This is a genomic window from Pseudoalteromonas sp. KG3 (genome assembly GCF_030436385.1).
GTDB lineage: Bacteria > Pseudomonadota > Gammaproteobacteria > Enterobacterales > Alteromonadaceae > Pseudoalteromonas > Pseudoalteromonas prydzensis.
This window is the reverse complement of sequence record NZ_CP098523.1, coordinates 1,187,944-1,212,174: the sequence shown is the minus strand read 5'-3', so window position 1 is coordinate 1,212,174 and position 24,231 is coordinate 1,187,944. Positions and strand designations below refer to the sequence as shown.

At 41.6% G+C, this 24,231-nt stretch carries 19 protein-coding genes and 1 pseudogene; 8 read left to right on the top strand and 12 right to left on the bottom strand.

Annotated features, from left to right (window positions below; translation table 11 throughout):
* Positions 1-114 precede the first annotated feature (114 nt).
* The 4 genes from NDQ71_RS05775 (at position 115) to NDQ71_RS05760 (ending at position 4,061) form a co-directional block, all read left to right on the top strand.
* Positions 115-420 (top strand): STAS domain-containing protein, encoded by a 306-nt coding sequence (locus NDQ71_RS05775; protein ID WP_192542342.1) that lies wholly within the window; start codon positions 115-117, stop codon positions 418-420.
* Positions 420-2,078: a fused response regulator/phosphatase gene (locus tag NDQ71_RS05770; RefSeq protein WP_192542346.1), complete on the top strand. Its 1,659-nt coding sequence runs from the start codon at positions 420-422 to the stop codon at positions 2,076-2,078. The genes NDQ71_RS05775 and NDQ71_RS05770 overlap by 1 nt, the downstream gene beginning before the upstream one ends.
* A 53-nt stretch (positions 2,079-2,131) precedes the next feature.
* A complete protein-coding gene (locus NDQ71_RS05765; RefSeq protein ID WP_064667670.1) occupies positions 2,132-2,791 on the top strand; it encodes a hypothetical protein in 660 nt (219 codons plus the stop codon).
* Positions 2,792-2,870: 79 nt separating this feature from the next.
* The gene (locus tag NDQ71_RS05760) at positions 2,871-4,061 is read left to right on the top strand and encodes an amino acid aminotransferase (protein ID WP_301562398.1); all 1,191 of its coding nucleotides are present in this window, start codon (positions 2,871-2,873) and stop codon (positions 4,059-4,061) included.
* A gap of 109 nt (positions 4,062-4,170) precedes the next feature.
* Here NDQ71_RS05760 and NDQ71_RS05755 read toward each other — a convergent pair.
* From NDQ71_RS05755 to NDQ71_RS05715, 9 genes and pseudogenes are all read right to left on the bottom strand, one after another.
* Positions 4,171-4,296, bottom strand: a pseudogene (locus NDQ71_RS05755) (Tim44 domain-containing protein); the annotation flags it as partial.
* 29 nt (positions 4,297-4,325) lie between these two features.
* Complete coding sequence (locus tag NDQ71_RS05750; protein ID WP_064667668.1) at positions 4,326-5,120, bottom strand: DUF3379 family protein; 795 nt, start codon at positions 5,118-5,120, stop codon at positions 4,326-4,328.
* 2 nt (positions 5,121-5,122) lie between these two features.
* Positions 5,123-5,635: a sigma-70 family RNA polymerase sigma factor gene (locus NDQ71_RS05745; protein ID WP_244270414.1), complete on the bottom strand. Its 513-nt coding sequence runs from the start codon at positions 5,633-5,635 to the stop codon at positions 5,123-5,125.
* 110 nt (positions 5,636-5,745) lie between these two features.
* Entirely contained in the window at positions 5,746-7,389 is a 1,644-nt protein-coding gene (locus NDQ71_RS05740; RefSeq protein ID WP_301562397.1) for a BatD family protein, read from the bottom strand.
* Positions 7,383-9,284, bottom strand: coding sequence for a VWA domain-containing protein (locus NDQ71_RS05735; protein ID WP_301562396.1), 1,902 nt, complete (start codon positions 9,282-9,284; stop codon positions 7,383-7,385). Before NDQ71_RS05735 ends, NDQ71_RS05740 begins: the two co-directional genes overlap by 7 nt.
* Positions 9,284-10,270 (bottom strand): VWA domain-containing protein, encoded by a 987-nt coding sequence (locus tag NDQ71_RS05730; protein ID WP_301562395.1) that lies wholly within the window; start codon positions 10,268-10,270, stop codon positions 9,284-9,286. The genes NDQ71_RS05735 and NDQ71_RS05730 overlap by 1 nt, the downstream gene beginning before the upstream one ends.
* Positions 10,263-10,700 carry a DUF4381 domain-containing protein gene (locus NDQ71_RS05725; RefSeq protein ID WP_064667663.1) on the bottom strand — a complete coding sequence of 146 codons (438 nt, stop codon included), beginning with the start codon at positions 10,698-10,700 and terminating at the stop codon, positions 10,263-10,265. Before NDQ71_RS05725 ends, NDQ71_RS05730 begins: the two co-directional genes overlap by 8 nt.
* A 1-nt stretch (position 10,701) precedes the next feature.
* Positions 10,702-11,646, bottom strand: a complete 945-nt coding sequence (locus NDQ71_RS05720) for a DUF58 domain-containing protein (protein WP_192542338.1) — start codon at positions 11,644-11,646, stop codon at positions 10,702-10,704.
* 3 nt (positions 11,647-11,649) lie between these two features.
* The gene (locus NDQ71_RS05715; protein WP_064667661.1) at positions 11,650-12,606 is read right to left on the bottom strand and encodes a MoxR family ATPase; all 957 of its coding nucleotides are present in this window, start codon (positions 12,604-12,606) and stop codon (positions 11,650-11,652) included.
* 285 nt (positions 12,607-12,891) lie between these two features.
* On the opposite strand from NDQ71_RS05715, the gene fadI reads away from it, so the two are divergent.
* The 3 genes from fadI to NDQ71_RS05700 all read left to right on the top strand — a co-directional run bounded on the left by fadI (position 12,892) and on the right by NDQ71_RS05700 (position 17,136).
* On the top strand, positions 12,892-14,202 hold the full coding sequence (gene fadI / locus NDQ71_RS05710) for an acetyl-CoA C-acyltransferase FadI (RefSeq protein WP_192542337.1): 1,311 nt from the start codon (positions 12,892-12,894) through the stop codon (positions 14,200-14,202).
* Positions 14,202-16,493: a fatty acid oxidation complex subunit alpha FadJ gene (fadJ, locus tag NDQ71_RS05705; protein WP_301562394.1), complete on the top strand. Its 2,292-nt coding sequence runs from the start codon at positions 14,202-14,204 to the stop codon at positions 16,491-16,493. The genes fadI and fadJ overlap by 1 nt, the downstream gene beginning before the upstream one ends.
* Before the next feature lie 115 nt (positions 16,494-16,608).
* Entirely contained in the window at positions 16,609-17,136 is a 528-nt protein-coding gene (locus NDQ71_RS05700) for a GNAT family N-acetyltransferase (RefSeq protein WP_283710398.1), read from the top strand.
* A gap of 39 nt (positions 17,137-17,175) precedes the next feature.
* Here NDQ71_RS05700 and NDQ71_RS05695 read toward each other — a convergent pair whose 3' ends face one another.
* Positions 17,176-17,562 carry an MmcQ/YjbR family DNA-binding protein gene (locus tag NDQ71_RS05695; RefSeq protein WP_064667657.1) on the bottom strand — a complete coding sequence of 129 codons (387 nt, stop codon included), beginning with the start codon at positions 17,560-17,562 and terminating at the stop codon, positions 17,176-17,178.
* A 556-nt stretch (positions 17,563-18,118) separates the two neighbouring features.
* On the opposite strand from NDQ71_RS05695, the gene yeiP reads away from it, so the two are divergent.
* Entirely contained in the window at positions 18,119-18,691 is a 573-nt protein-coding gene (yeiP, locus tag NDQ71_RS05690) for an elongation factor P-like protein YeiP (protein WP_064667656.1), read from the top strand.
* Positions 18,692-19,045: 354 nt separating this feature from the next.
* Here the strand turns inward: yeiP and NDQ71_RS05685 are convergent, their stop codons facing one another.
* On the bottom strand, positions 19,046-21,178 hold the full coding sequence (locus NDQ71_RS05685; protein ID WP_225736690.1) for a bifunctional diguanylate cyclase/phosphodiesterase: 2,133 nt from the start codon (positions 21,176-21,178) through the stop codon (positions 19,046-19,048).
* A gap of 157 nt (positions 21,179-21,335) precedes the next feature.
* On the bottom strand, positions 21,336-24,056 hold the full coding sequence (locus NDQ71_RS05680) for an insulinase family protein (protein WP_283710400.1): 2,721 nt from the start codon (positions 24,054-24,056) through the stop codon (positions 21,336-21,338).
* Positions 24,057-24,231 lie beyond the last annotated feature (175 nt).

The window sequence follows — 24,231 nt, the reverse complement described above, 5'->3', positions numbered from 1 at the left end:
AATATCAAATCTAATCACAAATTTGCGCTTAGGTGTTTTTATTTTTGGCTAATTACTTTTAAGCAGTTATATTTAAAGCAATAAGAATGGATAATCTGAGCAGGAGTGAAGTAAATGAGTCTAAGTAAGAGTGCATCAGCTGATGGTGCTACGCTGACTATTCAAATTAAAGGGAAGTTTGACTTTAATTTAGTACAGTCGTTTCGACAGGCGTACGCCGATATAAGTGACAAGACCGGTAAGATCGTGATTGATCTACGCGAAACCGATTACATGGACAGCTCTGCGCTGGGCATGCTGTTGAATATGAAAAAAACCTTAGGCAGTTCGGTTGACGCAATTCAAATTAGTAATTGTCAGCCGCAACTGAAAAAGATCCTGCAAATATCTCGCTTCGATAAAAAGTTTGATATTGATTGATGCACGTTCTTGTTGTTGATGATCAGCCACTCAATTGTACGCTGTTAAAAGTGATGCTGGAGCAACAAAACTATCAGGTATCTGTTGCTAGCAATGGGGTTGAAGCGTTAGCAATATTAGATCAGCAAAGCATTGATATTGTATTACTTGATGTCATAATGCCAATTATGGATGGCTATGAAACGGCAGCTAAAATTAAGCTGCACCATAATGAAGTTCATCTCCCTATTATTTTTATAACGTCATTAGATGATCAGAGCAGTATTGAACGTTGCTTAGAAGTCGGTGGCGATGACTTTATTCATAAACCATTTGATAAAGTAATTTTAACCGCAAAAATAAAAGCCCATAGTCGTACTCGCAAATTAAGCCTCAAAACTCATGAGCAAAATAAGTTATTAGAATATCATTACAATCAAACCGAGCGTGAACACGAAATAGTTGAACACATCTTTAACAATGCGCTTGAGAACCAACATCAGTTTACCGATAATATTGATTTTCATTTGTCGCCCGCGTCTATGTTTAACGGTGATATGTGCTTAGTTGGGCAAAGCCCTATTGGTAGCCTGTATTGTATGCTTGGCGATTTTACCGGACATGGTTTGGCCGCTGCAGTAGGAGCTATGCCAGCATCAAAAGTGTTTTATACTATGGTTAATAAAGGCATGGCGGTGAGTGATATTGCTGCGGAAGTGAATGCGGTATTAGCGCAATTACTGCCTGGACATATGTTTTGTGCAGCTACGATTATTGAGTTGAGCAGTTCTGGGAAAAGTGTCTCGGCTTGGCTTGGTGGCTTACCTGATGCTTACTTAATTGATCAACAAGGTAAAGTACTAAGAACCTTAGAGTCACAACATATGGCGCTGGGAATTTTAGAGCGTGATGAATTTGAACGCGAATTAGTGCATTTTGAAGTCGATAAAAGTATGCGCTTGGTATTAGCGACTGATGGCATAATAGAAACCACCAATGCGCAGGATGAATTTTTTGGCGAGCAGCGTTTTATCCAAACACTTGCGAGTAAGCGCAAAGTGACCAGTCACGATGTGATAAGCCAAGTTACACAATTTGCCCATGGTAGCGAACAACAGGATGACCTCAGTTTAGTGCTGTTTAATTGTGTAGCAATCCCTCCTTTGGCTGAAGAGCAAGAGCCATACTCAAAATTACCGTTTAATTTTTCTTTAACGCTTAACTCTCGGCAGATCAAACAAACTGATCCGGTGCTGGAAATTGTTGAAGTAATAACCCAAGTTGGTGGATTAAAAGCGCATCGCTCGGATATTTTTTTGCTGCTGTCTGAGGCTTATAATAATGCGCTCGATCATGGCGTGTTAGGGCTCGACTCAGAAATTAAAAATAAAGAGGATGGTTTTATTGAGTATTATCAACTCAGAGAAGCCACGCTAGCTAAGCTGGTAGATGCGTTGATAATTGTTGATATGCGATATTGTCCTGATACGTTGAGCCTTTACTTTACCATTTGTGATTCAGGTAATGGCTTTGCAAGTATGGATAGCACTGCTAACAGCAATAATCGAGAGCATGGGCGTGGGCTATCTATTTTAGAAGAAATAGCCGAACAAGTGACTTATAACGCATCGGGTAATCAAATTGAAATGTGTTATAAATTGCAGCCACAACAAAGCTAGTCGTGGTAGTTTAGCCATGCTATGATGCATTTTTTAGATGTTTGGATGGCTAAATGGTTTCTTCTTATTTATCTCTTGCACAACTAGATGTGCCAGCTCAGTTAGTGACTGATGAGCTTACTCGGCTCGAAAATTATTTATCAAACCATTCGCTCCCCGCTGTGCGTTGGCAGTACCAAATCCCAGAGTTGGGCGAGGGTGGCGCGTGCAGTTTATTTGGGTATTTACAAGATGAGCCGTTTAAACTCACTGATTATGTAAAGCAAGATCAACACACCACAGAGAAACTTGCCCAATTACAATTGATAGTTGACTACGTGGTAGCGCAAACTCAGGTTGATTGGTACGGTATTTACCAAAGTACGGCAACGCCTGAGGGTGAGCAATTACTTAAACTGGCTTATTTTGGCGCGCCAAGTCGACCGCTTTTTCCACTTACCGAAGCATTTGCAGCCGGGAGTAATAATGTGCAGGTGGCACTAAGTAGTAAAGGCCGAGTGATCAATAATGTTGAGCAGTATTTAGCTGGCGGTGGTGAATACTATACTTGCGATCCGAAAGTAAAATCTGAAGCGTGTTTGCCGCTTTTTGACAGTGCAAATCGCTGCGTTGGTATTGTCGATGGTGAAGCCTTTAATAACGATTTTTTCAATCAACAAACATTAGCGCTATTAATTGCGTGCTGTATTAAAATTCCTCACTTTTTAGTGTAAATATCACTAGTCAATCTAGTGAGCTTTTATGTTAAGCTAAGTGCAACAGCTAACCCCTAAATAATGAAAGAGATAGTCAATGTTCTCAGTATTAAAACCATTACCAACTGATCCTATTCTTGGCCTTATGGCGGCCTATAAGCAAGATACTAACCCAAATAAGATTGACTTAGGGGTTGGTGTTTATAAAGACGAGCAAGGTAATACGCCAGTATTAAAAGCAGTAAAAAAAGCGGAAGCGTTCCGTCTTGAAAACGAAACCAGCAAATCATACATTGGTTTGGCAGGTAACTTAGATTACTGTCAAAAAATGGAAAACCTATTATTAGGTGAGCACCAAGCATTATTAGCTAATCGTGTTCGTACAGCACAAGCGCCAGGTGGTACAGGTGCATTGCGTGTTGCAGCTGAATTTATCGTGCGTTGTAATCCAGGTGCGACAGTGTGGGTGACTAATCCAACGTGGGCAAATCACATTAGCTTGTTTGAAGCAGCGGGCCTGACTGTTAAAGAATACCCATACTACGATTATGAAAACAAAGACTTATTATTTGATGAAATGATCGAAACCCTTAGCCAAGTGCCTAAAGGTGACGTTGTTTTATTACACGCGTGTTGTCATAACCCAAGTGGTATGGACTTAAACGAAACGCAGTGGAAGACAGTTGCTGAACTGGCAAAAGATGTTGGCTTTACTCCACTTGTTGATATTGCGTACCAAGGTTTTGGCTCAAGCCTTGAAGAAGATGCAAATGGTTTACGTGTTCTAGCTAATGCGGTTGATGAACTAATTATTTGTTCTTCATGTTCGAAAAACTTTGGTCTATACCGTGAGCGTATTGGTGCCTGTTCAATTATTGCGAAAGACAGCGCAACAGCTGATATTTCAAACTCAGTATTGCTAAGTGTGGTACGTAGTATTTATTCAATGCCACCTGCGCACGGTGCCGATATTGTAAACACTATTTTAAGCAGCACCGAGCTTACACAGCAGTGGCACAGCGAACTTGATGAAATGCGTAACCGTATCAATGGATTACGTACATTGATCAAAGATAGTTTAGCGACTAAAGGTATTGCGCAAGATTTCTCGTTTATTGACCGTCAACACGGTATGTTCTCTTTCTTAGGAATTAATAAAGAGCAAATCGATCGCCTACAAAAAGAGTATGGTATTTATATTGTTGGTTCTAGCCGTGTAAACGTGGCAGGTATCAGCCAAGCAAATATCGATTACTTTGCAAATGCTGTTGCAGACGTTTGTAAGTAATTTACTTAAATAATGTTTATTAACAAAAAAACCGCACAACTTATTGTTGTGCGGTTTTATTTTTTAACCTAGAACCTAGAACCTAGAACCTAGAACCTAGAACCTAGAACTACGCGTCGATTAAGTCTTCAACGCCAACAATTAGCCAAGGTGCATCTGCGCTGGTGGCACGTTCTAAATGCCATATCTCTAAGATAGGCTGTTCTTGATTATCACCAAGATCACGATACTTACCTTAGATTAACGACAAGTTGCGTGAGTAGATTAATGTAACCAGCGGATTGCATGATTAATGCGGTCATTATAGTTTTCTAATGGTGTGCCTAAGCTAGCAACCAAAATAGTGTCAGCATCGGGGCCTCGATTTATATGGCCTTCAAAACGATCATCTTGAAAATCATCTTCACCGATACCAAACGATTGATCTTTTGATGGCACAATAAATACTGTCATTGGGCCGTGCTCTGATTCAAAAACTAGATGCAGCCCTTTTTGGCCTTTAAAGTCGCAAAACATTAAATACGTTACTTTACCTGGGAGCTCATCTAAGTGGCCGCCAAGTACTGCAAATTTTTCATTAACCGTTTCTAAGCTGATCGCTTGTGTTTTCTGCAATGAATTGATTTCATGATAAACATGAGCAAGTGCATGTTCACCAGCAGCGTACGCAACATTTTGTTTGCCGCTAAAGATAAATGCGCCTACTGCGACTAATAATGACGCTGCCATAGCAAGAGGTAAACGACCTAGTTTAAATCGTGAGCTTGCCTCAACTACATTATTTATAGGCTGTTGTTTGGTTACATCAGTTTGCTCGGTAAAACGCGGCTCACTAACAGGCGCTTCGTTTTGTGCGTGTGCTGCGGTATTTGCTAAAATACGCTCAGCAAGGCCTGCAGGCACTGGGATATCTAGTGCGTCTGAAAGCTGTTTATCAAACGCTTGCATCTCATCTAAATATGCTTGTCGCTCAGGATGTTGCTTTGCAAACTCCAAAAGTTCCTTATCTGTGCTGTTTGGCTGTGCGCTAACTCGGCGACGAAACTCGAGATCATCCATTATTATGATGCCCCTTTAAGTTGTTCATCATCACGGCTTAAAGCCTCTTTTAACTGGTTTCTGGCGCGGTATAAACGCGTCATCACGGTGTTTTTATTTAAATCTAATATTTCAGCTATCTCATCACCAGAGCACCCCATAACTACTTGTAGGAGTAATGGTTCACGGTATTCATCAGAAAGCTTAGCGATTTGACGTTGGATCACTGTTTGCTCCATTTCGTCATCTAAAGTGACGCTCTTATCATCAACTAAGGTATCGTTTTCAACATCGCTATAATCAAATTGTTTGCGTTCAAAGCGACGGGCATTTTCCCGGCGCAATATCGTCAATAGCCATGGTTTTGCTGCTTTTTGATCTAATAATGAATCAAGAGAACGCCAAGCACGTAAAAACGTTTCTTGGACAAGATCTTCGGCAATATTAGGGTCACGGCATAACCAATACGCAAAGCGATATAATTCGCTATGATAAACATGAACAAGTTTTTCATAGCGTGTTTTTTTCTCTGCCATATCAACTAAGACCTGACTATTAGCGTTTTTATTTCCAAGCATAAGCACTTTTTATTTATTTTAAGTAATTCGCTGTCTAAGTGCGAGGATAATTCCAATACACTCAAACTCTATTTATAAAGTCCTTTTAATACAGCTTGTTGAGATTTTCCCTGGAGATTTCTTTGCGCTTCTAGCAGATTTACAATCGCAGCTAAGTCTACCTCAGCACTACTAGGACTATAGAGTGCAGACTGCAGTTTAGCAATATGTTGACTAAGTTGAATATTATCAACCTCTAATACTAACTTGTCTATCGCACTATGCGATTGTTTTGTCTGTTGTATTGCGTAACGGTTTAATGCTTGGTAGAACCTATTTATATCATTGTTTTTGCTTGCTTTCTTAAGCTCATCAAATGACCCTGACGTTTTTGTGTTTACTACTTTAGGCTGATTGCTAACTACAGTGCGCTGAGTGCGACTACGTAACCATAAAATTAATGTGATCAACCACAGTAAATAACCAATCACACTAACAATAATTAACCAAGTAGGGGTGTTATTTACCAATATAGACTGTTGATTTAGCGAGGATGGATCCTCTGTGATTGGCAATGCTGAGGTCGGCGCTGCTGGTAGCTGATTTACTGCATCGTTACTGCTTGGTGTTACGGTAATGGTACGCGCAGGTAATGTTGCATAACTAATACGGTTAATTTTAGTGTTATACCAAGGTACGCTGACCTCTGGCAGTGTATATGTGCCAGGCGTTTGTGGTAGTAAGGCATACGATGCGGTTTGTTGTGATATAACACGACCATCTCTAACTAAGTGGTTATTTTCTTTTTCATCTGGATAGCTACGGATCCCTTTTATTTCAGGAAGTTCAATATCAGGTAATTGCTCTTTGGTAATACCAAGTGCTGTTAAAGTTAGCGTGCGGGTAATAGGGGTGCCAACCTCGACAGTGTCATCCTCTGGCTGCCATTGCTCATCTAAATTCACCAATTCGCTTGGTAACCACGCACCTTGATAATCACTTGGAATGGGTTTTATCTCAATGTTTACGTCTTCGCCCAAGGCAGAGACATCTAGCTGACGGTAGTCCTGACGAATGCGACCTTGAAAGGCGGGAGCCTGAATTGTATAACTGCCACTTTTTTGCGGTTGCACTAAATATTCACGAGTGATGACTAAATAGCGTTTGCCATCAATCAGCTCGTAGTTTTCAGTTTGTTTACCAATTTGGCTAAGCTGTGCGTCAGGCATAGAGGGCGTGCTTAAATTGCCATCAAGTAACTCTTTGGCAAGATAGAGCTTTACCGTATAAACACCGGCTTCTTGTACAAATAAACTGTCACTAGAGAGTGAGGCTTTGATAAAGATATCGTTGTTTTGCTCAGTATCTTGACTGCGCTGTGCAACTTTTAATGCGATCGGCTCAGAGCTGACACCAGCAACACTGAATGCAGGAATAGTGTAATCTCCAGCACTGCGAGTCATGAGTTTAACTGACCAGTTTGTCTGTTTAGAGATACTGCCATTGACAATATTGGTGCGCGTACTGACTGTAGTACGGCCGACCACAAAGTCTTTTAATAGCACCGATGTATCGGGTTGATCATCTTTAATGGTGTCGTCGGCGCTGATAGTGAGCATAAAAAACTCACCAGCTAATACTGGGTTTTTATCAACACTGGCTTGTAACTGTGTAACAGCCCACGAGGGCATAGCGCTGATAAGCAATAAACAACAGATTAATCGCATTACCATGATTTTTCGACTCCTTGTGGACGGCGTTGATAGTTTCGTTTTTGGGCTTCTAATTGCATTTTGTTACGTAATAAAATAGCGGGATCATCGGGTACTTTGCGCAACAATTGACTTAACTGTTGTGCTTTTTCTTTTTCCTCGTTGGTCAGCTCAGCAGTTTGCGCTTGCATAGCTTGCTGTTTCGCCGCGTCTTCTGCTTGTTGCTGTTGCTCAGGGGTCATTTGCGGTTGTGCTGGTTGCTCTTCGCTTGTGGGATCCTGCTCAGACTCATTTGGCTTGTCTTGTTGCTGCGCATCATTACTGTCAGTTTGCTCAGGTTCAGCTTCCATTTGCGGCTCATTTTTTTCACCAGATTGCTGATCGCCAGGTTTACCATCTTGTTGCTGATCATTTTGCTCAGACTCATCCCCTTGTTGAGATTGCTGATCTTCTGAGGGCTGCTCACCTTGTTGTGACTTATCTTTATTTTGCTGATCTTGATTTTGCTCGCCATTTTGTGAGTCTTGATCTTGATTTTGTTCGCCGTCTTGACCTTGTTGCTGTTGTTGCTCCTGCTGTTGCAGTAATTGCTCAACTAATGCCTGATTTTCTTTGGCTTGGGTAAAGTTATCTTGCAACTTTTGTGCTTGCTGGTAGGCGCTAATTGCTTCTTCTAGCTTGCCAGCTTTGGCCAATGCATTGCCGTAGTTATATAAACCAGTGGCGCTTTTATCTTCGTTAAACTGTGATAGTGCAGCATCAAAATTACCTTGCTGGTAAAGCGCTGCGCCTTTTAATTGGCTCGATTGCGCGCTTGTAGCTTGCGCATACTCACCTTGCTGGTAGGCATCCAGTGCGCGTTGATCTTGATTTTTAAAGACCGAAGGTAACTCGAGCGCATAAGCATTTTGCTGTGGTAAAAAGCTGAACACTAATATTGCAGCTGCAAAAGCACCGCGGCGAAAAATCCACATCATCATAGGTAATAAAATAATGAGCCCATAAATGCCTGCATCAATGCGCCATAACGCTTGGCTTTGTTTCTCATTTTTTAGCATTTCACTGTTGGCACTCGGTGCAAATACTTGAATATCACGCTCACTTGGTTGATAAGTGGTAAATTTACCACCGCTGTTTTTAGCTAGGTTATTGAGCATACTGATATTGATGGTAGGCACTACAATTTGTCCGTAATTATCTTTTAAAAAACCACCCTCGGGAAGTTTGATGGGCGCACCTTGCTCGGTCCCCACACCATAAATGTTGAGGCGATAGGGATTGTTGCTAGTAAATTGACTGATATCGCTTTGTTCACTTTGCTCAATACCATCGGTGACTAAAATAATGTCACCTTCAAGGTAGCCTGCTTGGGTCAATAACTCTTTTGCAGCATCAAGGCCCGCAAGCACATTAGAGCCTTTATCGGGCATGATTTCTGGGCTTAAACTGGGGATTAAATTTTCCAGTGTGGCAGCATCATTGGTCAGCGGAGAAATAGTATACGCGGTGCCGGCATAGGCGACTAAAGCGGTGTCACCTTCTTGAAAAAGTTTGATCATATCCAGCGCCTTGAAGCGCGCTTGCACTAAACGACTGGGCGCGATATCGGTGCTGTACATCGATAGTGACATATCCATCACAATCACCCGGGCATTTTTGCTTTGAAACACCGGCACTTGTTTTTCTTCAAAGCTGGGGCCTGCGCTAAAAATAACCGCCAAAACTGCAAATAATGCAATCAGCCAAATAGGTTGGCTATGTTGTTGGCTGTTTGTGCTGATCACAAATTTAGCTAAGTGAGGCGCAATTAATTCACCTTGATTACTTTTTTTGTGTTTCAACATTGCAATAGTAAACATTAAGCACACCGGCACCAATAGCCATAATACTGCAGGGCGAATAAATTCAAAGTCCATTAGGCCTCCTGTCTAAATGTTTTGGCGGTGGTGAATATAACGCGTAAACTAATCAAGGCCAGTGCAATGAGTAATGGGTAATAAAATAATGCACTTTGCGGGCGAAACGTTTGTTCATCTGCGCTGATAGGCTCAAGCTTATCAAGCTCTTGATAAATTTGTTGTAAGCCGGCGACGTCTTTGGCACGAAAATACAATCCACCTGTTTGCTCAGCAATACGCTTTAGCAGCGATTCATCTAAGCTACCGCCACTCATACCACCCATATTAAATAAACTAAAACCACGAGGATTATCTGAGCCTACGCCGATGGTGTACACTTTAATGCCTTCTTCACGGGCAAGCAGTAGGGCTTCTTCTGGGTCTAAGTTTCCAGCGGTATTTTGGCCATCGGTAAGCAATACCACAATACGGTTACTTTCATCTTTACTGGCAAAACGTTTTACTGATAAACCCAGTGCATCACCAATGGCAGTGGCGCGGCCTACTAGACCTATTTGTGCCTCTGACAGCATTTGACTCACTGTTTTTACGTCCCGCGTTAGGGGGGTTTGCAAAAATGCAGTATCACCAAATAAAATCAATCCTAAACGATCACCTTGGCGCTGCTCTATAAAGTCACTCAATACCGCTTTTACCATCGTTAAACGGTCAACATACTGGCCTTGATAAGCCATATCTTGCTCGGTCATTGAACCTGATAAATCCACTGCAAGCATAATATCACGGCCTTCATTAGGCAGGGTGATAGGTTCATCAAGCCAGGTTGGATTCGCAATAGCGCATACTAATAATGCCCACACTAACCATTCGAACACACTGATACCGCTTGTATGTTGCTGGGCAACCTGTGATGCTAAGTTGTGCTTGGCAAAACCTGGTATACGTAAGCGGGTGCTGCCCTCACTCGCTAAAGGCTTAAGTAAGCGCAATAACCAAGGTAAGGGTAATAATATAAATAGCCAAGGCCAGCTAAATTCAAACATTCAGCGGCTCCTTTAATTTAAATTGCGCAATGGCGAGTTTTAATTTAGTAGCCAACGCAGTTTGATTACTTTGCTCTTGATAGAGGCTCATTAATTCAAGCTCAGTAAATTGTTGTCCGGTCAGCTTATTTAGCGTGTTACACCATTGTTTAGTCCCTTGTGATGCCGCACTTTGCGCGTAGTAATGTAAAACTAACCGTTTAATTAAAATATGCAGTTGTTGGGCATCGTCATCATATTGATTACTCAATAAAATCGCGTGTCGCTTGGCTTTTTTAAATTGATAAGCTCGATACAAGGTGTAACTGAGATAGCCAATAGCTAATAATAATGTAGCAATAATGACCCACCAAATCGGTGCCAATGGCCACCAAGAAACTTGGCTTGGCACAATCACATCATGTAGGCCATCTAATGGGGAGGTTTGCATGTTACTTTCTCACTAATTGCAGCTCTAGCGGTGTGGCTGCATTGAATGATATTAAATTAAGGCCTGATTTTGTTAAGCGTTGTAAACGTGAAGCGAAGGCTTGCTCGGCCGTTTTCGCAAACTTATCACGAAACCCTTTATCCATCAGCGGCAGGGCAAAGTCACTGCCGTTGGCGCTCACGGTTACTGTTTGTTTAAATGCAGGCAATTGGTGTTCAAATGGGTCGCTAATATGGCAACCAATTAACTCACAATGGCGACTCAGTATTTCGAGTTGTTTAAAGCTGGCATCATCTAAGCTACTAAAATCTGACACCAGATAAACCAAGCTACCAGGTTTGGCTAAATGATTTAAACGCTTTAAGTTATCACTGAGTTTGTTGGGGACTTCATCGTCAATTTTATGCAGAGCTTGTTGGTGACTGGCACATAAATTGTGGCACAGTTTTAACACGGCTTTTTCACGAGCACTGGGTTTGAGCTCTAAATGAGAATGTTGATTAAATACAATCCCACCGATGCGATCGCCGCGTTGACACGCCGACCACGCAACTAAAGCGCTAATATGTGCAGCTTGCACTGACTTAAGTAATAACTTTGAACCAAACAACATAGAATTAGAAAAATCGCTAAACACAAATACCGGGCGTTCTTTTTCTTCTTGAAAAAGTTTAGTGTGGGTTTCGCCTGTACGTGCTGTAACGCGCCAATCAATCGAGCGAATATCATCACCTTGCTGATAATGACGTACTTCGGCAAATTCCATACCGCGGCCTTTATGAGGGGCAAGATATTGGCCGGTTAGGCTGTTTCTAATTTTTACTTTTGGGGCAAGTTCGAGTAAGCGAGCCTTTGCTTTATAATACATTAGCTCTTTTAGCCCAAGCTCAACCCCATGGCTATGACTTAAATTCAGCCACTGTTGATTATCTAATTGGCTTTGCATAGTTTATGGCACGGCAACAAGTTCTAAAATACGGCTAATGACTTGGTCTTTAGTAACACCATCAGCTTGGGCCTCGTAACTTAAAATAATACGATGACGCAACACGTTGTGCAGTACGGCTTGAATATCATCCGGTGCAACAAAGTCACGGCCTTGTAGCCATGCGTGGGCACGAGCACATTTATCTAGCGCGATAGTCGCACGCGGGCTTGCACCATATTCAATCCAACTGCCTAATTGAGCGTCCAGTTTTGCGCCTTCACGCGTAGCAATAATAAGTTGCACTAAATATTGCTCAAGTGGCTCAGCTAAATACAGGCCTAAAATGGCTTTACGAGAAGCAAATAAATCGCTTTGACTAATTTGTTGCGCAGGGGCTTGGTGTTCGCTCAAGGCTTCCCCACGGGTCAGACGTAAAATATCTAGCTCATGCTCGGCGCCTGGGTAATCAATGCTTAAGTGCAACAAAAAGCGGTCTAATTGCGCTTCAGGCAGCGGATAGGTGCCTTCTTGCTCAAGTGGGTTTTGGGTTGCCATTACCATAAATAAATCAGACAGCGGATAGGTATTTTTGCCAACTGTAACCTGACGTTCAGCCATCGCTTCTAATAAGGCAGATTGTACTTTAGCGGGTGCACGGTTGATTTCATCGGCTAATATAAGGTTATGAAATAAAGGGCCTTTTTCGAACACGAATTCACTGGTTTGTTGACGATAAATATCTGTGCCAGTAACATCCGCAGGTAATAAATCGGGTGTAAATTGGACGCGTTGGAATGAACCTTCAACCCCTTTAGCAAGGGCATTGACTGCACGGGTTTTAGCAAGCCCTGGAGGGCCTTCAACTAATAAGTGACCATCGGCTAAAATAGCAATAAGTAGTGCTTGCGTTAATTCTGGCTGACCAATGATTTGGCTATCTAAATAAGTTTTTAATTGTGAAAATACGTTAGTGGCCATAGTAAAAAAACTGTCCTGATTTGCAAGGTTTATAAAAGCTTAACTAGTAATATGGGTAAATAGTTTATAACACAAGTGTTAGACCTGAATTTACAAAATAGTTCGTTATTTTTTAAGGATTTTTACCCTAGCATAGAAATTAAACTATTTTTTGTAAATACGTTAAAAAAAGCCTATTGTTGATAACTAATTATACTATTTTCAATTTCGCTATTGGCTTTAGTACACGGGTTGTTTAGAATCGAGGAAAACAAACAGGTCAGACCTGTCAGCGGGAGAGCATTAATGTCTGAGCAAAACATACTAAAAACAGCAAAGGGCGATCGTATCGCCATCGTCAGTGGTTTACGTACGCCATTCGCTAAACAAGCGACTGCATTTCACCATGTACCAGCCCTTGATATGGGCAAGTTAGTGGTTAACGAAATGCTAGAACGTCTTAACTTTGATAAATCTGAAATTGATCAATTAGTATTTGGTCAAGTAGTGCAAATGCCAGAAGCACCAAATATCGCCCGCGAAATCGTGTTAGGAACTGGTATGCCAGTTTCTGTTGATGCTTATTCAGTATCGCGTGCATGTGCAACCAGTTTTCAAGCGATTGCTAATGTGGCTGAATCGATTATGGCAGGCTCTGTGCAAGTGGGTATTGCTGGTGGTGCTGATTCATCATCTGTATTGCCAATCGGAGTGAGTAAAAAATTAGCGGGTAGTTTGGTTGATTTAAATAAAGCACGCACTTTAGGCCAGCGTTTAAAAATATTCTCAAAGCTGCGTTTAAAAGATTTATTACCAGTTCCACCTGCAGTGGCTGAGTATTCGACGGGTTTATCTATGGGTCAAACTGCTGAGCAAATGGCAAAAACCCATAACATTAGCCGTGAAGATCAAGATGCGCTAGCTCATCGCTCACACACGCTTGCAAGTCAAGCTTGGGCAGATGGTAAGCTTAGCGAAGAAGTTATGACCGCGCATGTACCGCCATATAAAAGCTTTATTGAGCAAGACAACAACATTCGCCATAATTCAACCGTTGAAGGTTACGCTAAATTAAAGCCAGCCTTTGATCGCCAACATGGCTCAGTAACCGCTGCCAACTCAACACCTTTAACAGATGGTGCAGCAGCAGTGCTAATGATGAGTGAAAGCAAAGCCAAAGCTTTAGGCTATAACATTTTAGGTTATGTGCGCAGCTTTGCCTTTTCAGCGATTGGTGTACATGAAGATATGCTAATGGGTCCTGCTCATTCAACACCAATTGCATTAGCGAGAGCGGGTATTACACTGGCAGATCTTGATTTAATCGAAATGCATGAAGCATTTGCAGCGCAAACGCTGGCGAATATGAAAATGTTTGCGTCTGATAAGTTTGCTCAAGAAAAGCTTGGTCGCAGTAAAGCGATCGGTGAAATTAACATGGATAAGTTTAACGTATTAGGCGGCTCGCTGGCATATGGTCATCCATTTGCAGCAACCGGCGCACGACTTATCACCCAAAGTTTACATGAACTTAACCGCCGTGGCGGTGGTTTAGCACTAACGACTGCATGTGCTGCAGGCGGGTTAGGTGCAGCCTTTGTATTGGAGAGTGCGTAATGACAGATTCAGTATTTAGTTTAGAAATAGATGAGCAAAAGCTTGCTGTTGTAACTATCGACGTGCCGGGTGAAAAAATGAATACCCTGCGCGACAGCTTTGCTGATGATTTAAAAGCATTGCTTGATGAGGCTAAGCAGCAGTCAGTGAAAGGCATGGTTTTTATCAGTGGCAAGAGTGATAACTTTATCGCCGGTGCTGATGTAAAAATGCTTGATAATGTTGAGCACCGTGATGATGCATTGGCTATCAGCGAACTATGTCACCGCGCTTTTTTTGATATGAAGGCATTGCCATTTGCAACTGTTAGTGCCATTCATGGTGCAGCGCTTGGTGGTGGTTTAGAGTTTGCGTTAGCCTGTGATTACCGTATCTGCTCTGACAGCGACATCACTAAACTTGGCTTGCCTGAAGTGCAACTTGGTTTATTACCTGGCGGCGGTGGTACACAACGATTACCTAAATTAGTGGGTTTGCAAAAAGCCCTTGAGTGGACCTTAACAGGTAAACAAATTCGTGCTAAACAAGCCAAAAAAGCAGGCTTGGTTGATGACTGCGTTCCGCAAACTGTGTTACTGCGTGTTGCCAAAGAATTTGCCGTTAAAGGTAAAGCAAAAGCGACTAAGCCAAAGCTGGACCGCTTAAGCCAATTACTCGAGTCTAATCCGTTTGGCCGTAATATTATCTTTAAAAAAGCCCAAGAAAATGTGCTGAAAAAAACCGGTGGTCATTATCCAGCACCACTGGCTATCATTAAAGCAATACGTGCAAGTGTTGAGCTTGATGAGCTTAAAGCCTATAAAACAGAGGCTGAAGGCTTTGCTACGTTAGTAATGAGTAGTGAGTCTAAGTCATTACGTGGGATCTTTTTTGCAACCACTGAGATGAAAAAAGAATGGCGCAATGATGACGCGCCAGCAATCACTAAAACAGCGGTGTTAGGCGGCGGTTTAATGGGCGCAGGTATTGCGCATGTAACTGCTGTTAAAGCCGGTGTGCCTGTACGCATTAAAGATGTAGCCGAGCAGGGCATTAGTAATGCCATGAACTACAGTTATAAAATTTTAGATAAAAAGCAAAAACGCCGTATTTTATCTAAAGCTGAACTGCAACAGACTATGAATAGAATTACCGGTACGACGAATTACAGTGGCTTTAAGCACATTGATTTAGTTATCGAAGCGGTATTTGAAGACCTCAGCCTAAAACAAGGCATGGTTGCGGATGTTGAGCGAGAATGCCAAAGCAACACTATTTTTGCTAGTAACACGTCATCACTGCCAATTTCACAAATTGCAGCCCAAGCGGCGCGTCCTGAAAATGTTATTGGTCTGCATTATTTCTCACCCGTTGAGAAAATGCCATTGGTAGAAATCATTCCACATGAAGGCACCTCCGAACAGACCATAGCGCGAATTGTTAACTTTGCTCGTAAGCAAGGTAAAACACCTATTGTGGTTAAAGATAAAGCCGGTTTTTATGTGAACCGTATTTTAGCGCCATATGTGAATGAAGCCGCTAATTTATTATTAGCAGGTGAGCCAATTGAAAAGATTGATGCGGCATTAGTCGAGTTTGGTTTTCCGGTTGGGCCATTAGCGCTACTGGATGAAGTGGGTATTGATATTGGCTCTAAGATTGCGCCAATTCTTGAACAAGAACTCGGTGAGCGTTTTAAAGCACCAGATGCATTTGCACGTTTAATTGACGCCAAACGCTTAGGCCGTAAAACAGGTCGTGGCTTTTATCTTTATGATAAAAAGAGCAAAAAAGTGGATGAATCAGTTTATGAATTGCTAGGTGTTAGCCCATCGCCACGCTTAAATAAAAGCGAAATTGCGAAACGTTGTGTATCGCAAATGCTTAATGAAGCCGCTCGTTGTTTAGATGAAGGTATCATCGCAAGTCCGCGTGATGGCGATATTGGCGCTATATTTGGTATTGGCTTCCCGCCATTTTTAGGTGGGCCATTTAGTTATATGGATAAGCTTGGTGCCGATAAAGTATGCTCAGAAATGGCTACCTTTGCTAATTATAATTCGGTGTTCGCACCGTGTGCGCCTTTAGTTGCGATGGCGGATGCTGGGGCAAGCTTTTACCAGCTAACACCTGTACAACAGGCTAAACCTGCAGCAGAGCTTGATGAGGCAGAGCAAGTAACTGTTGAGCCAAGTACAACCAGTGAAACAGATAGCGAACAGCTTGAAGAGCAAAATACGCAGGTGTCAACAACTGAAACTGAAGAAGTTGCAGTCACTGATACCGACGAGAGTACAAAAGAAAATAAATAGTCTTTTGGCTTTATTTGTTATAAAAACGCACTTATTACAGTGCGTTTTTTTATGCTTATTACTTTTATAGACTCTACACTCACGATTACATAGTGGGCAACTAAGGAAGGTTATTATGATCCTCTCTACAGCTAGACTCACCCTCAGGTTACTCACGGCCGACGATTGGCCACTGTTCTTTGCATTGCATAATAACTCTGTGGTGATTAAAAAATGCTTTAATAAGCCATCTGAGGCGCAAATACGGGCAAAGTTTAATGAACGTTTAAAGCCGTGGCGGCCCGCTTCAAATCACCCATTGTGTCTAGTTATTAGCGAAAAGAGTAGTGGCAAGCAAGTTGGTGTTACTGGGTTTACCGCGTCACAATTGCCAGATATTCAAGAAGTCGGGTACTTATTATTGCCTGAGTTTTATGGGCGGGGTTATGCCACGGAATCACTTCAAGCGTTTTTAACATGGGCCAGAGGAGAGTTTAATATCCAGATGGTAAAAGCCGTTGTCAGTGCCGGTAATAGAGGGTCTGAAAAAGTGCTGGAAAAATGTGGTTTTAAATTAGTCAGGGTTGAGCCGTTAGCTTACGAAATTGCTGGGGTATTACTTGATGATCATCATTTTTTATTAGACTGTACAGATAACAGTTAAGTTTGTACTGTTCAATCGCCTGAACAGTACAATGGGTTATTACATATGAATCTCAATCGCTTTACGATCTTTTTCAGGCATGTTAGCAACCACTAAGTTAAATGAATTATCAATCATGCGTTCGATTTCGCCTTGTGGAATAGAACCATCTAGAATAACAGTATTCCATAACCGTTTATTCATATGATAGCCAGGTATTACCGCAGGAAAAATATCCCGTAAAGCTTGCGCCTCATCCGGGTCGCATTTTAAATTCATCCACCAAATAGGGTTGCCGTCTTCGTCGGTTTCCCCTTCGTTGCCAACCGATAAAGTGGCAAACATTTTGTGGTTTACTTTATATACATCAACTTCTTGGCCAAAAGGTTTGGTAACCATAACCAGAGGTTTTTTAGATAAATACTCGTGTGCTGTGTGCTGATCCATGATCCAGTCCTTGAAGTCATTTATGGTAAATTAACAATAGCAGCTTTTTCGTAGTTTAGTCATGAAAAATCGGCCAATAGGTAAAATTTATTAGTAAATACAAGCTATATACCCAAGCCACCTCAATATGCGAGCGTCGTTGGAATTAAAAGCGATTTAGGCAAGGCATTGATTGCAAATAATGGTTGTTCCCTTGTTAAAATCAATAACGCAGTATAAATCGCTTTTAAACCAACCCGTAGGGCGCTTCACAGGCACTTACTCTCATCGTTGTTACTTCTTAAAAGGGACAGCCATTCTTGCAAAGTAACGCCTTGATATTAAGCCCCTGTGAAACGCTGAACTCTGCATCTTGAGGTGGTTTGGGTATAAAAAGGTTGTTTATCTTTCGAGGTTGAATTGTTAGCAGATATTTGGGTTTTTATTGGGCACTGGGCGGCTTGGCTCTATTTTCTACTCAGCGGATAGAAAAACAGTGATAAGCGCTATTTTCTTATTGAAGAAAACCCAGTTCGTGGTATGTTTCTCGGGATTTATAAATTATAGGAAGACACTGATGCCAAAGGCAAGTGAAGTTAAAAAAGGTACTGCTATTGAGTTTAATGGCCGCGTTTTAGTGGTTAAGGATATTGTTCGCTCTGTGCCACAAGGCCGTGCTGGTGGAAGCTTATATCGCATGCGTTTGTACGATGTTGTAACAGGTAGCAAAGTAGACGAAACATTTAAAGACAGCGACATGCTTAAGCTTGCTGATTTAACGCGTCGCGAAGCTATGTTCTCTTACGTGGATGGCGAAGAGTATGTGTTTATGGATAACGAAGATTACACGCCATATAACTTGAGTAAAGAAGCGATCAGCGAAGAAATCTTATTCGTAAACGAAGAAACCCAAGGTGTGCACGTTATTGTTATTGATGGCGCGCCTGTGGGCTTAGATTTACCTTCAAGCGTTGAACTTGTGGTTGAAGAGACAGACCCATCAATCAAAGGTGCTTCGGCAAGCGCTCGTTCAAAACCAGCTCGTTTATCAACGGGTTTAACAATTCAAGTACCTGAGCATATTTCTACTGGTGACCGCATCCGTATTAATACCGCTGAGCACAAATTTATGGGCCGTGCTGAAAAGTAAAAGTACGCCTGTGCATTGAAAAAACCGACAATTGTCGGTTTTTTTATATGACTATGATTTATGCTCCTTATTTGTCCGTAGTACTTTAAATCAGTGCATGCTTTGGCTACACTGCGCGCTTATTTTTAAAACAGAACAAACGAGGCTGCTTTTGTACTTTTTACTCAGTGTAGTATCTATTGTTGTTATGTATTCACAGGCGATCAAAAAAGGCATGCCAGTTAAGCGCTGGGTGGTGCTTGGCGGGTTATTGGGCCCAATTGCATGGTGTTTGTTTAATTTACATTATCGTCGGGCATTGCTGCGTTGTGTGGGTATACAAGCATGTGTTTGGCGACCTTAAATGGAAGCGCGTTATGCTTGGTGCACTAAACTCAGTGCAGCTTGGTTTTGCTGCTTCTTTAAAAATTCAGTAAATTCAGCACGAGAAAGCGGTTTTGAATAATAGTAGCCTTGCATCGTTTCACAGTTAAGTTCTTTTAAAATCGCAATTTGATCCGCCTGTTCGACCCCTTCAGCCACAACATGCAAATCTAAGTTATGGGCGATAGTGACGATAGAATCCACCATATTACGGCCGCGCTCGCTGTGCATATCATCGATAAATGCTTTATCAACTTTTAAGGTATTCAGTGGAAATTGCTTTAAATACGCCAGTGAAGAGTAGCCAGTACCAAAGTCATCCATCGCTAAATGAATACCGCGGGCACTGAGGGAGCGCATAATGGCAATCGCATCTTGTGGATCGTCCATTACTGTTCCTTCGGTAATTTCAAGCTCTAAAAAGTACGATGGTAAGGCATGGTTTTGCAAAATCACATCAATGCGGGTGGTTAAATCCGGTAGGCTAAATTGTTTAGCTGATAAGTTCACCGCAACACGGCCATTGAATAAACCTTCGTCTAGCCAAGCTTTAACGTCGCGACAGGCTTTATGTAATACCACTTCACCAATTTCAATAATTTGCCCGGTTTCTTCAGCGATAGGAATAAACACGCCAGGGCTGATAATGCCTTTTTTCGGGGTAATAAAACGGACTAAGGCTTCCATACCGGTAAATTTACCCGTGCGAATATTCATTTTCGGTTGATAGTACACTTCAAAATGATCTTCCTTTAAACCAAAGCGCATCAGGTTTTCAATCTGTAAACGTTTAACAGCTTGGCGGTTCATGGTGTCGTTAAAGAATAAGTAACTGTTGCCTTTCTTTTTCGCATGGTACATCGCCGTGTCGGCATTTTTAAGCAGCAATTCGGGGGTATTGCCGTCTTCAGGAAATAGCACAATACCCACACTGGAGGTGATCACCAATTCATGGCCAGCCATTTTGAATGGTGTGGCAATGGCGGCTAAAAACTGTTTTGCCATGCGGGTGATGGTATGAATATCGTTAGTGCCGGACATTACCAGCGCAAATTCATCGCCGCCTAAACGGTAAAATACATCTTTTTCACGGGTCAGTTTATTTAGCCGCATTGCCAGTTTGGCAAGTAAACTGTCGCCCAGTTGATGGCCTAAAGAGTCATTAATTTTTTTAAAGTTATCTAAATCAAACACCAGTAACGCATGATGGTTGTCTTTTTTTGCCAGCTTTTTTAAGTCGGTAAAAAATAGATTGCGGTTTGGCAGGCCAGTAGTACGGTCTCGATTTGATAAGTTATGCAGCTGCGACTCGGCTTTTTTCCGCTCGGTTAAATCAGAAAAAACAATTACATAATTACAAATTTGATTATGCTCGTTTTTAATTTCATCAATTGAAATTTCAATCGGTAGTAATTTACGCTCACTGTTACGTAATTTTACTTCTTGCTGCCAGTGCTCAGTAGCACGCACAGTGTCTTTAATATCATCAATATAGCTTTGTTCGTAGCCGGGTAGGGTAAATGGTTTATTTAAATAATTATCGCGGTTACCGCCAAACTGGGTCAAAAAACTGGGGTTAAGGTCAACTAGATTAAAGTTTTTATCATAAATAGCCAACGCATCAGTGAGTGATTCAACGCATTTAGCAAAGAGGTTAAGTCGTGCTTCGGTTGACTTTAATTGGCTGATATCACGCACTGTGCCGGTCATTCGTAGCGGGTTTAAATTGGTGTCTTTTTCAATTATTTTGCCTCTGTCGAGCACCCAATGCCAGCGGTCAAAACTGTCTTTTATTCTATAGCTGGCTTCAAAGAACGCGGTTTGCTCTGCAAAGTGTTGCTTTAAGAGCAGCTCTACATGGGCGATATCATTTGGGTGGATCAGTGCTTTGTTTGGGGGGACGTCAATGATGGTATTTTTATCCATCCTATATTTATCGTTAATGCGCAGTACTTCACCGGTTTTTATATTCCAATCCCAAAGGGTATCACCACTGCCTTCAACTGTACTTTTTAAGCGTCGTTCAGAAATACTTAATTGCTGTCGTGAGCGACGTAATTTATGAATTATGAATAACAGGTACGGCAATACCAGTGCAACGAAGGCACTGGGTAAATACACCATTAAGGTTTCTAGATCGACCAGCTGCTCGCTATAACCCAATGGGCTATAGCACAGCAACAATATGACGAATATGAATGTGTTAGTTATTATTTTTTTTATTATCATTATGCACTTCTGTTTTTTGCACCTGATAATCTAATTGAAGCGCGCGGTTGTGTCAAAGAGATTGCGAAGAAAGCATTGTTTTCTTTGACTTAGTTGTTTTCGGCTCGCTCGTTAGCTCATATCTTGGCCTTTCTTCAGAAAAAGTCTGGCGAATATAGGAGATTATTTGCTCTAAACTGAGATCCTCTAGTGCCGCTAGCAGTTTTTGTTGCATATGAAAATGATGATCTTGATTACCAATTGCAAGCCATAAGCGTTGTGAACGCAGCCGTAAATTTTTATCTTTTTCGGCAATATGAGTGATTAAACCATGCTTTTGTTGCTGCCATTGGTCTTCGTCGAGTTGTTGTAATGAGCCAAGATAGTGTTCAATAAATGCATTGTGACGTTCAAGTAGCGCGGTTGCTGAATAATTTGGTGATTGCACATAAAACGCAATCCCAGCGCGGGTGTTAAAAGGTGCATAACCGGCACCCACTAAATAGCCTAACTGTTGTTTGGTTCGTAACTCGTTAAAGTAGTCTTGATTAATAAGATGATTGAGCGCCATCATTTTAACTTTTTCAATAACGTCATCGGTTTGTGCTTGATAATAAATCACCATCGCATAATCGTTACAATTAAGGCTTAGTTGTGAGCGAGTAATTTGGTCAATTTCAAACAATGGTCGCGTCAAATCTTCGATAGTGGCTGATTTGGCTAAATGGTGAGCCACTTTCTTTTGAAACTCTATTGCATCACTTTCGCGCCAATTACCATGTAAAAATGATTCCACATGCAAGGCATTAAAAAATTCACGACGAAAACAATTAAACTGATGAAAACTAGTATCTTTAAGTGCAACAGCAAGTTGTTCTGGTTCAGGATTCCAGGGCATTATTTTTGCACCAAGCACACTAAATAATTCGCCAACGGGTTTATTTTGATTACTGTTACGCCAATGACGGACTAACTGTTTTTTATACTCAGCAAACCGTTTGGCGCAAATATCGACATTAAATAAAGCTTCAAGCAACTCATTAACTAATTCTAACTGGCTTGATGAAAGCCCTGCAGTGTGTAAAGTTAAGCCACCTTGATGTGACGTTAAATGGTAACTTAAACCGGCTAATTCTGCTGGGTAAAACTGCTCTGCGACACTGTCCATAAATAAATCGGCAAATAACCGCGTCAGTGCCATATGTTTAATATCTTTAACGGCAAAATCTGAGTCCATTGCTAAATAAAAATGACCTTTGGCAACTCGAAAAGTGTTGTCTTGCTTGAACCAAAAATCAAAGCCCGGCTCTTTTACTAACAGTCGTGGCTTTGACTGCGGTTGCTCAACATCATACAGCGACACTTCTTTACTCAAATAAGGGTTGGCAGTGGGCAGCAGCATTTCCGGTAATGGGGTATTAATTTCACATAATGCTTCAAGCCAGCAGCTCGAAATGCTTTCGATCCGATAAGGTGTATGGTACCACTGAGTGGTATGTTCAGGCTCAACGTCTGGGTGGATCAACACTAAGCGCATATTATGTGGGGTTAACCATTGCATTGCGGTTTGGTGCGCGGTTTGATTAAAGCCATCCATCAGGTAGTCACCTTGCACATAATTGGCTTCATCATAGTGCTGCATATTAATACTTAGGTTACTAACCCAATCGATCAATCGTGCTTTTTCTTGGTTATCAAAGGCAATTTGCAACAGATTTTTTTTATCTTGATATAAGCGTGGCAACTTATCGATGTTTTGATTAATTAAACAAATATACTCAAACACCATTTCCACAATGTCTTCATAATATTCAATGCCTTCGTCGGTCAATGCCATGCTGATATTAAAATCTTTAAAATTACTGCCGTTAATGCCACCACCCGCAGAGAGGGCATTGATCCATCCTTGCGCTTTTAAAATAGAATACAGCGAGCCTTGCCCTTCGTAACCTAATAAGTGGGCAATAAAACTCACTGTTTTATGGCGATAGAACTCATCAATATTTGGCATTGCAAAACTAACAATGAGTTTTTGCATGTGCTTATGTGGCTCTATATGCAGCACTTTACAAAGATCTTGTGAACGATATAGCGATGCGGCAATAACGGGCTTTGCTTGTGGTTGACCTTTAATGTCGCTAAACAGGGTGTAGACCCATTGCGCCATCGTGTCTATGGCTGCGTCGGAGCAGATCACTAAGCTCATCCACTGTGCTTGATAATGCTCGTCAAAAAAGCGACGTAACTCTTTGCTCACACAGCCATCACGATCGGCCAAAGTTTGCTGATTGCCCACGGAGAATTTTGCAAAAGGGTGGGCTGGGTTAACGGTTTCTTTATGCGCTTGGTAAATCCGGCGGCCATCATCTTTTATTTTTAATTTAAATTCCGCATCAATGGCATTTCGTTCTTTTTCTGTTTCGGCAGGGCTGAGCAAAGGGGCAATGAAAAAGCGACTGAATTGCTTTAGTGCCTGCTTAAATTCTTGATTGTTAATATCAAAGAAATAACAGGTGTGTTCAGTGCCTGTCCACGCATTGGTATTACCGCCTGCTTGGGAAACAAAATTGCCAAAGCCACCCGATTCAGGAAACTGATCTGTTCCTAAAAAGAGCATGTGCTCTAAAAAGTGCGCTAGCCCTTGCCTGTCAAGCGGATCGTCAAAGTGTCCGGCATTGACAGCCATCGATGCGGCGGCTTTAGTTGAATCTTTATCTTGCACTAACAGTACTTTTAGACCATTGTCCAGTGTAAGGGCACGGTAGGTTCTGTTATCATTGCGGCTGATATTCAAATGATGCTCCTGAAACGTTAAGTTTACTCGTTAACAACAATGATAGCTTCAGGGCTGCGGTTAAATTGCTTAGCGATTTCTACCTGAATACCATAAGCGAAAATGTATGACGTTGTATTAATATAGCGGACAAATAGGCAAACTGGCTACTGTTTTATATTCTTTAATTGGTTGA

Excerpts from the sequence above, each read along its gene's own strand:
- NDQ71_RS05685 (WP_225736690.1), bottom strand. The coding sequence starts at position 21,178 with ATGGTGTATTTACCCAGTGCCTTCGTTGCACTGGTATTGCCGTACCTG.
- NDQ71_RS05770 (WP_192542346.1), top strand. The coding sequence starts at position 420 with ATGCACGTTCTTGTTGTTGATGATCAGCCACTCAATTGTACGCTGTTA.
- fadI (WP_192542337.1), top strand. The coding sequence starts at position 12,892 with ATGTCTGAGCAAAACATACTAAAAACAGCAAAGGGCGATCGTATCGCC.
- NDQ71_RS05695 (WP_064667657.1), bottom strand. The coding sequence starts at position 17,562 with ATGGATCAGCACACAGCACACGAGTATTTATCTAAAAAACCTCTGGTT.
- NDQ71_RS05730 (WP_301562395.1), bottom strand. The coding sequence starts at position 10,270 with ATGTTTGAATTTAGCTGGCCTTGGCTATTTATATTATTACCCTTACCT.
- NDQ71_RS05715 (WP_064667661.1), bottom strand. The coding sequence starts at position 12,606 with ATGGCCACTAACGTATTTTCACAATTAAAAACTTATTTAGATAGCCAA.
- NDQ71_RS05735 (WP_301562396.1), bottom strand. The coding sequence starts at position 9,284 with ATGGACTTTGAATTTATTCGCCCTGCAGTATTATGGCTATTGGTGCCG.
- NDQ71_RS05765 (WP_064667670.1), top strand. The coding sequence starts at position 2,132 with ATGGTTTCTTCTTATTTATCTCTTGCACAACTAGATGTGCCAGCTCAG.
- NDQ71_RS05775 (WP_192542342.1), top strand. The coding sequence starts at position 115 with ATGAGTCTAAGTAAGAGTGCATCAGCTGATGGTGCTACGCTGACTATT.
- NDQ71_RS05750 (WP_064667668.1), bottom strand. The coding sequence starts at position 5,120 with ATGGATGATCTCGAGTTTCGTCGCCGAGTTAGCGCACAGCCAAACAGC.
- NDQ71_RS05760 (WP_301562398.1), top strand. The coding sequence starts at position 2,871 with ATGTTCTCAGTATTAAAACCATTACCAACTGATCCTATTCTTGGCCTT.
- yeiP (WP_064667656.1), top strand. The coding sequence starts at position 18,119 with ATGCCAAAGGCAAGTGAAGTTAAAAAAGGTACTGCTATTGAGTTTAAT.
- fadJ (WP_301562394.1), top strand. The coding sequence starts at position 14,202 with ATGACAGATTCAGTATTTAGTTTAGAAATAGATGAGCAAAAGCTTGCT.
- NDQ71_RS05720 (WP_192542338.1), bottom strand. The coding sequence starts at position 11,646 with ATGCAAAGCCAATTAGATAATCAACAGTGGCTGAATTTAAGTCATAGC.
- NDQ71_RS05700 (WP_283710398.1), top strand. The coding sequence starts at position 16,609 with ATGATCCTCTCTACAGCTAGACTCACCCTCAGGTTACTCACGGCCGAC.
- NDQ71_RS05725 (WP_064667663.1), bottom strand. The coding sequence starts at position 10,700 with ATGCAAACCTCCCCATTAGATGGCCTACATGATGTGATTGTGCCAAGC.
- NDQ71_RS05740 (WP_301562397.1), bottom strand. The coding sequence starts at position 7,389 with ATGGTAATGCGATTAATCTGTTGTTTATTGCTTATCAGCGCTATGCCC.
- NDQ71_RS05745 (WP_244270414.1), bottom strand. The coding sequence starts at position 5,635 with ATGGCAGAGAAAAAAACACGCTATGAAAAACTTGTTCATGTTTATCAT.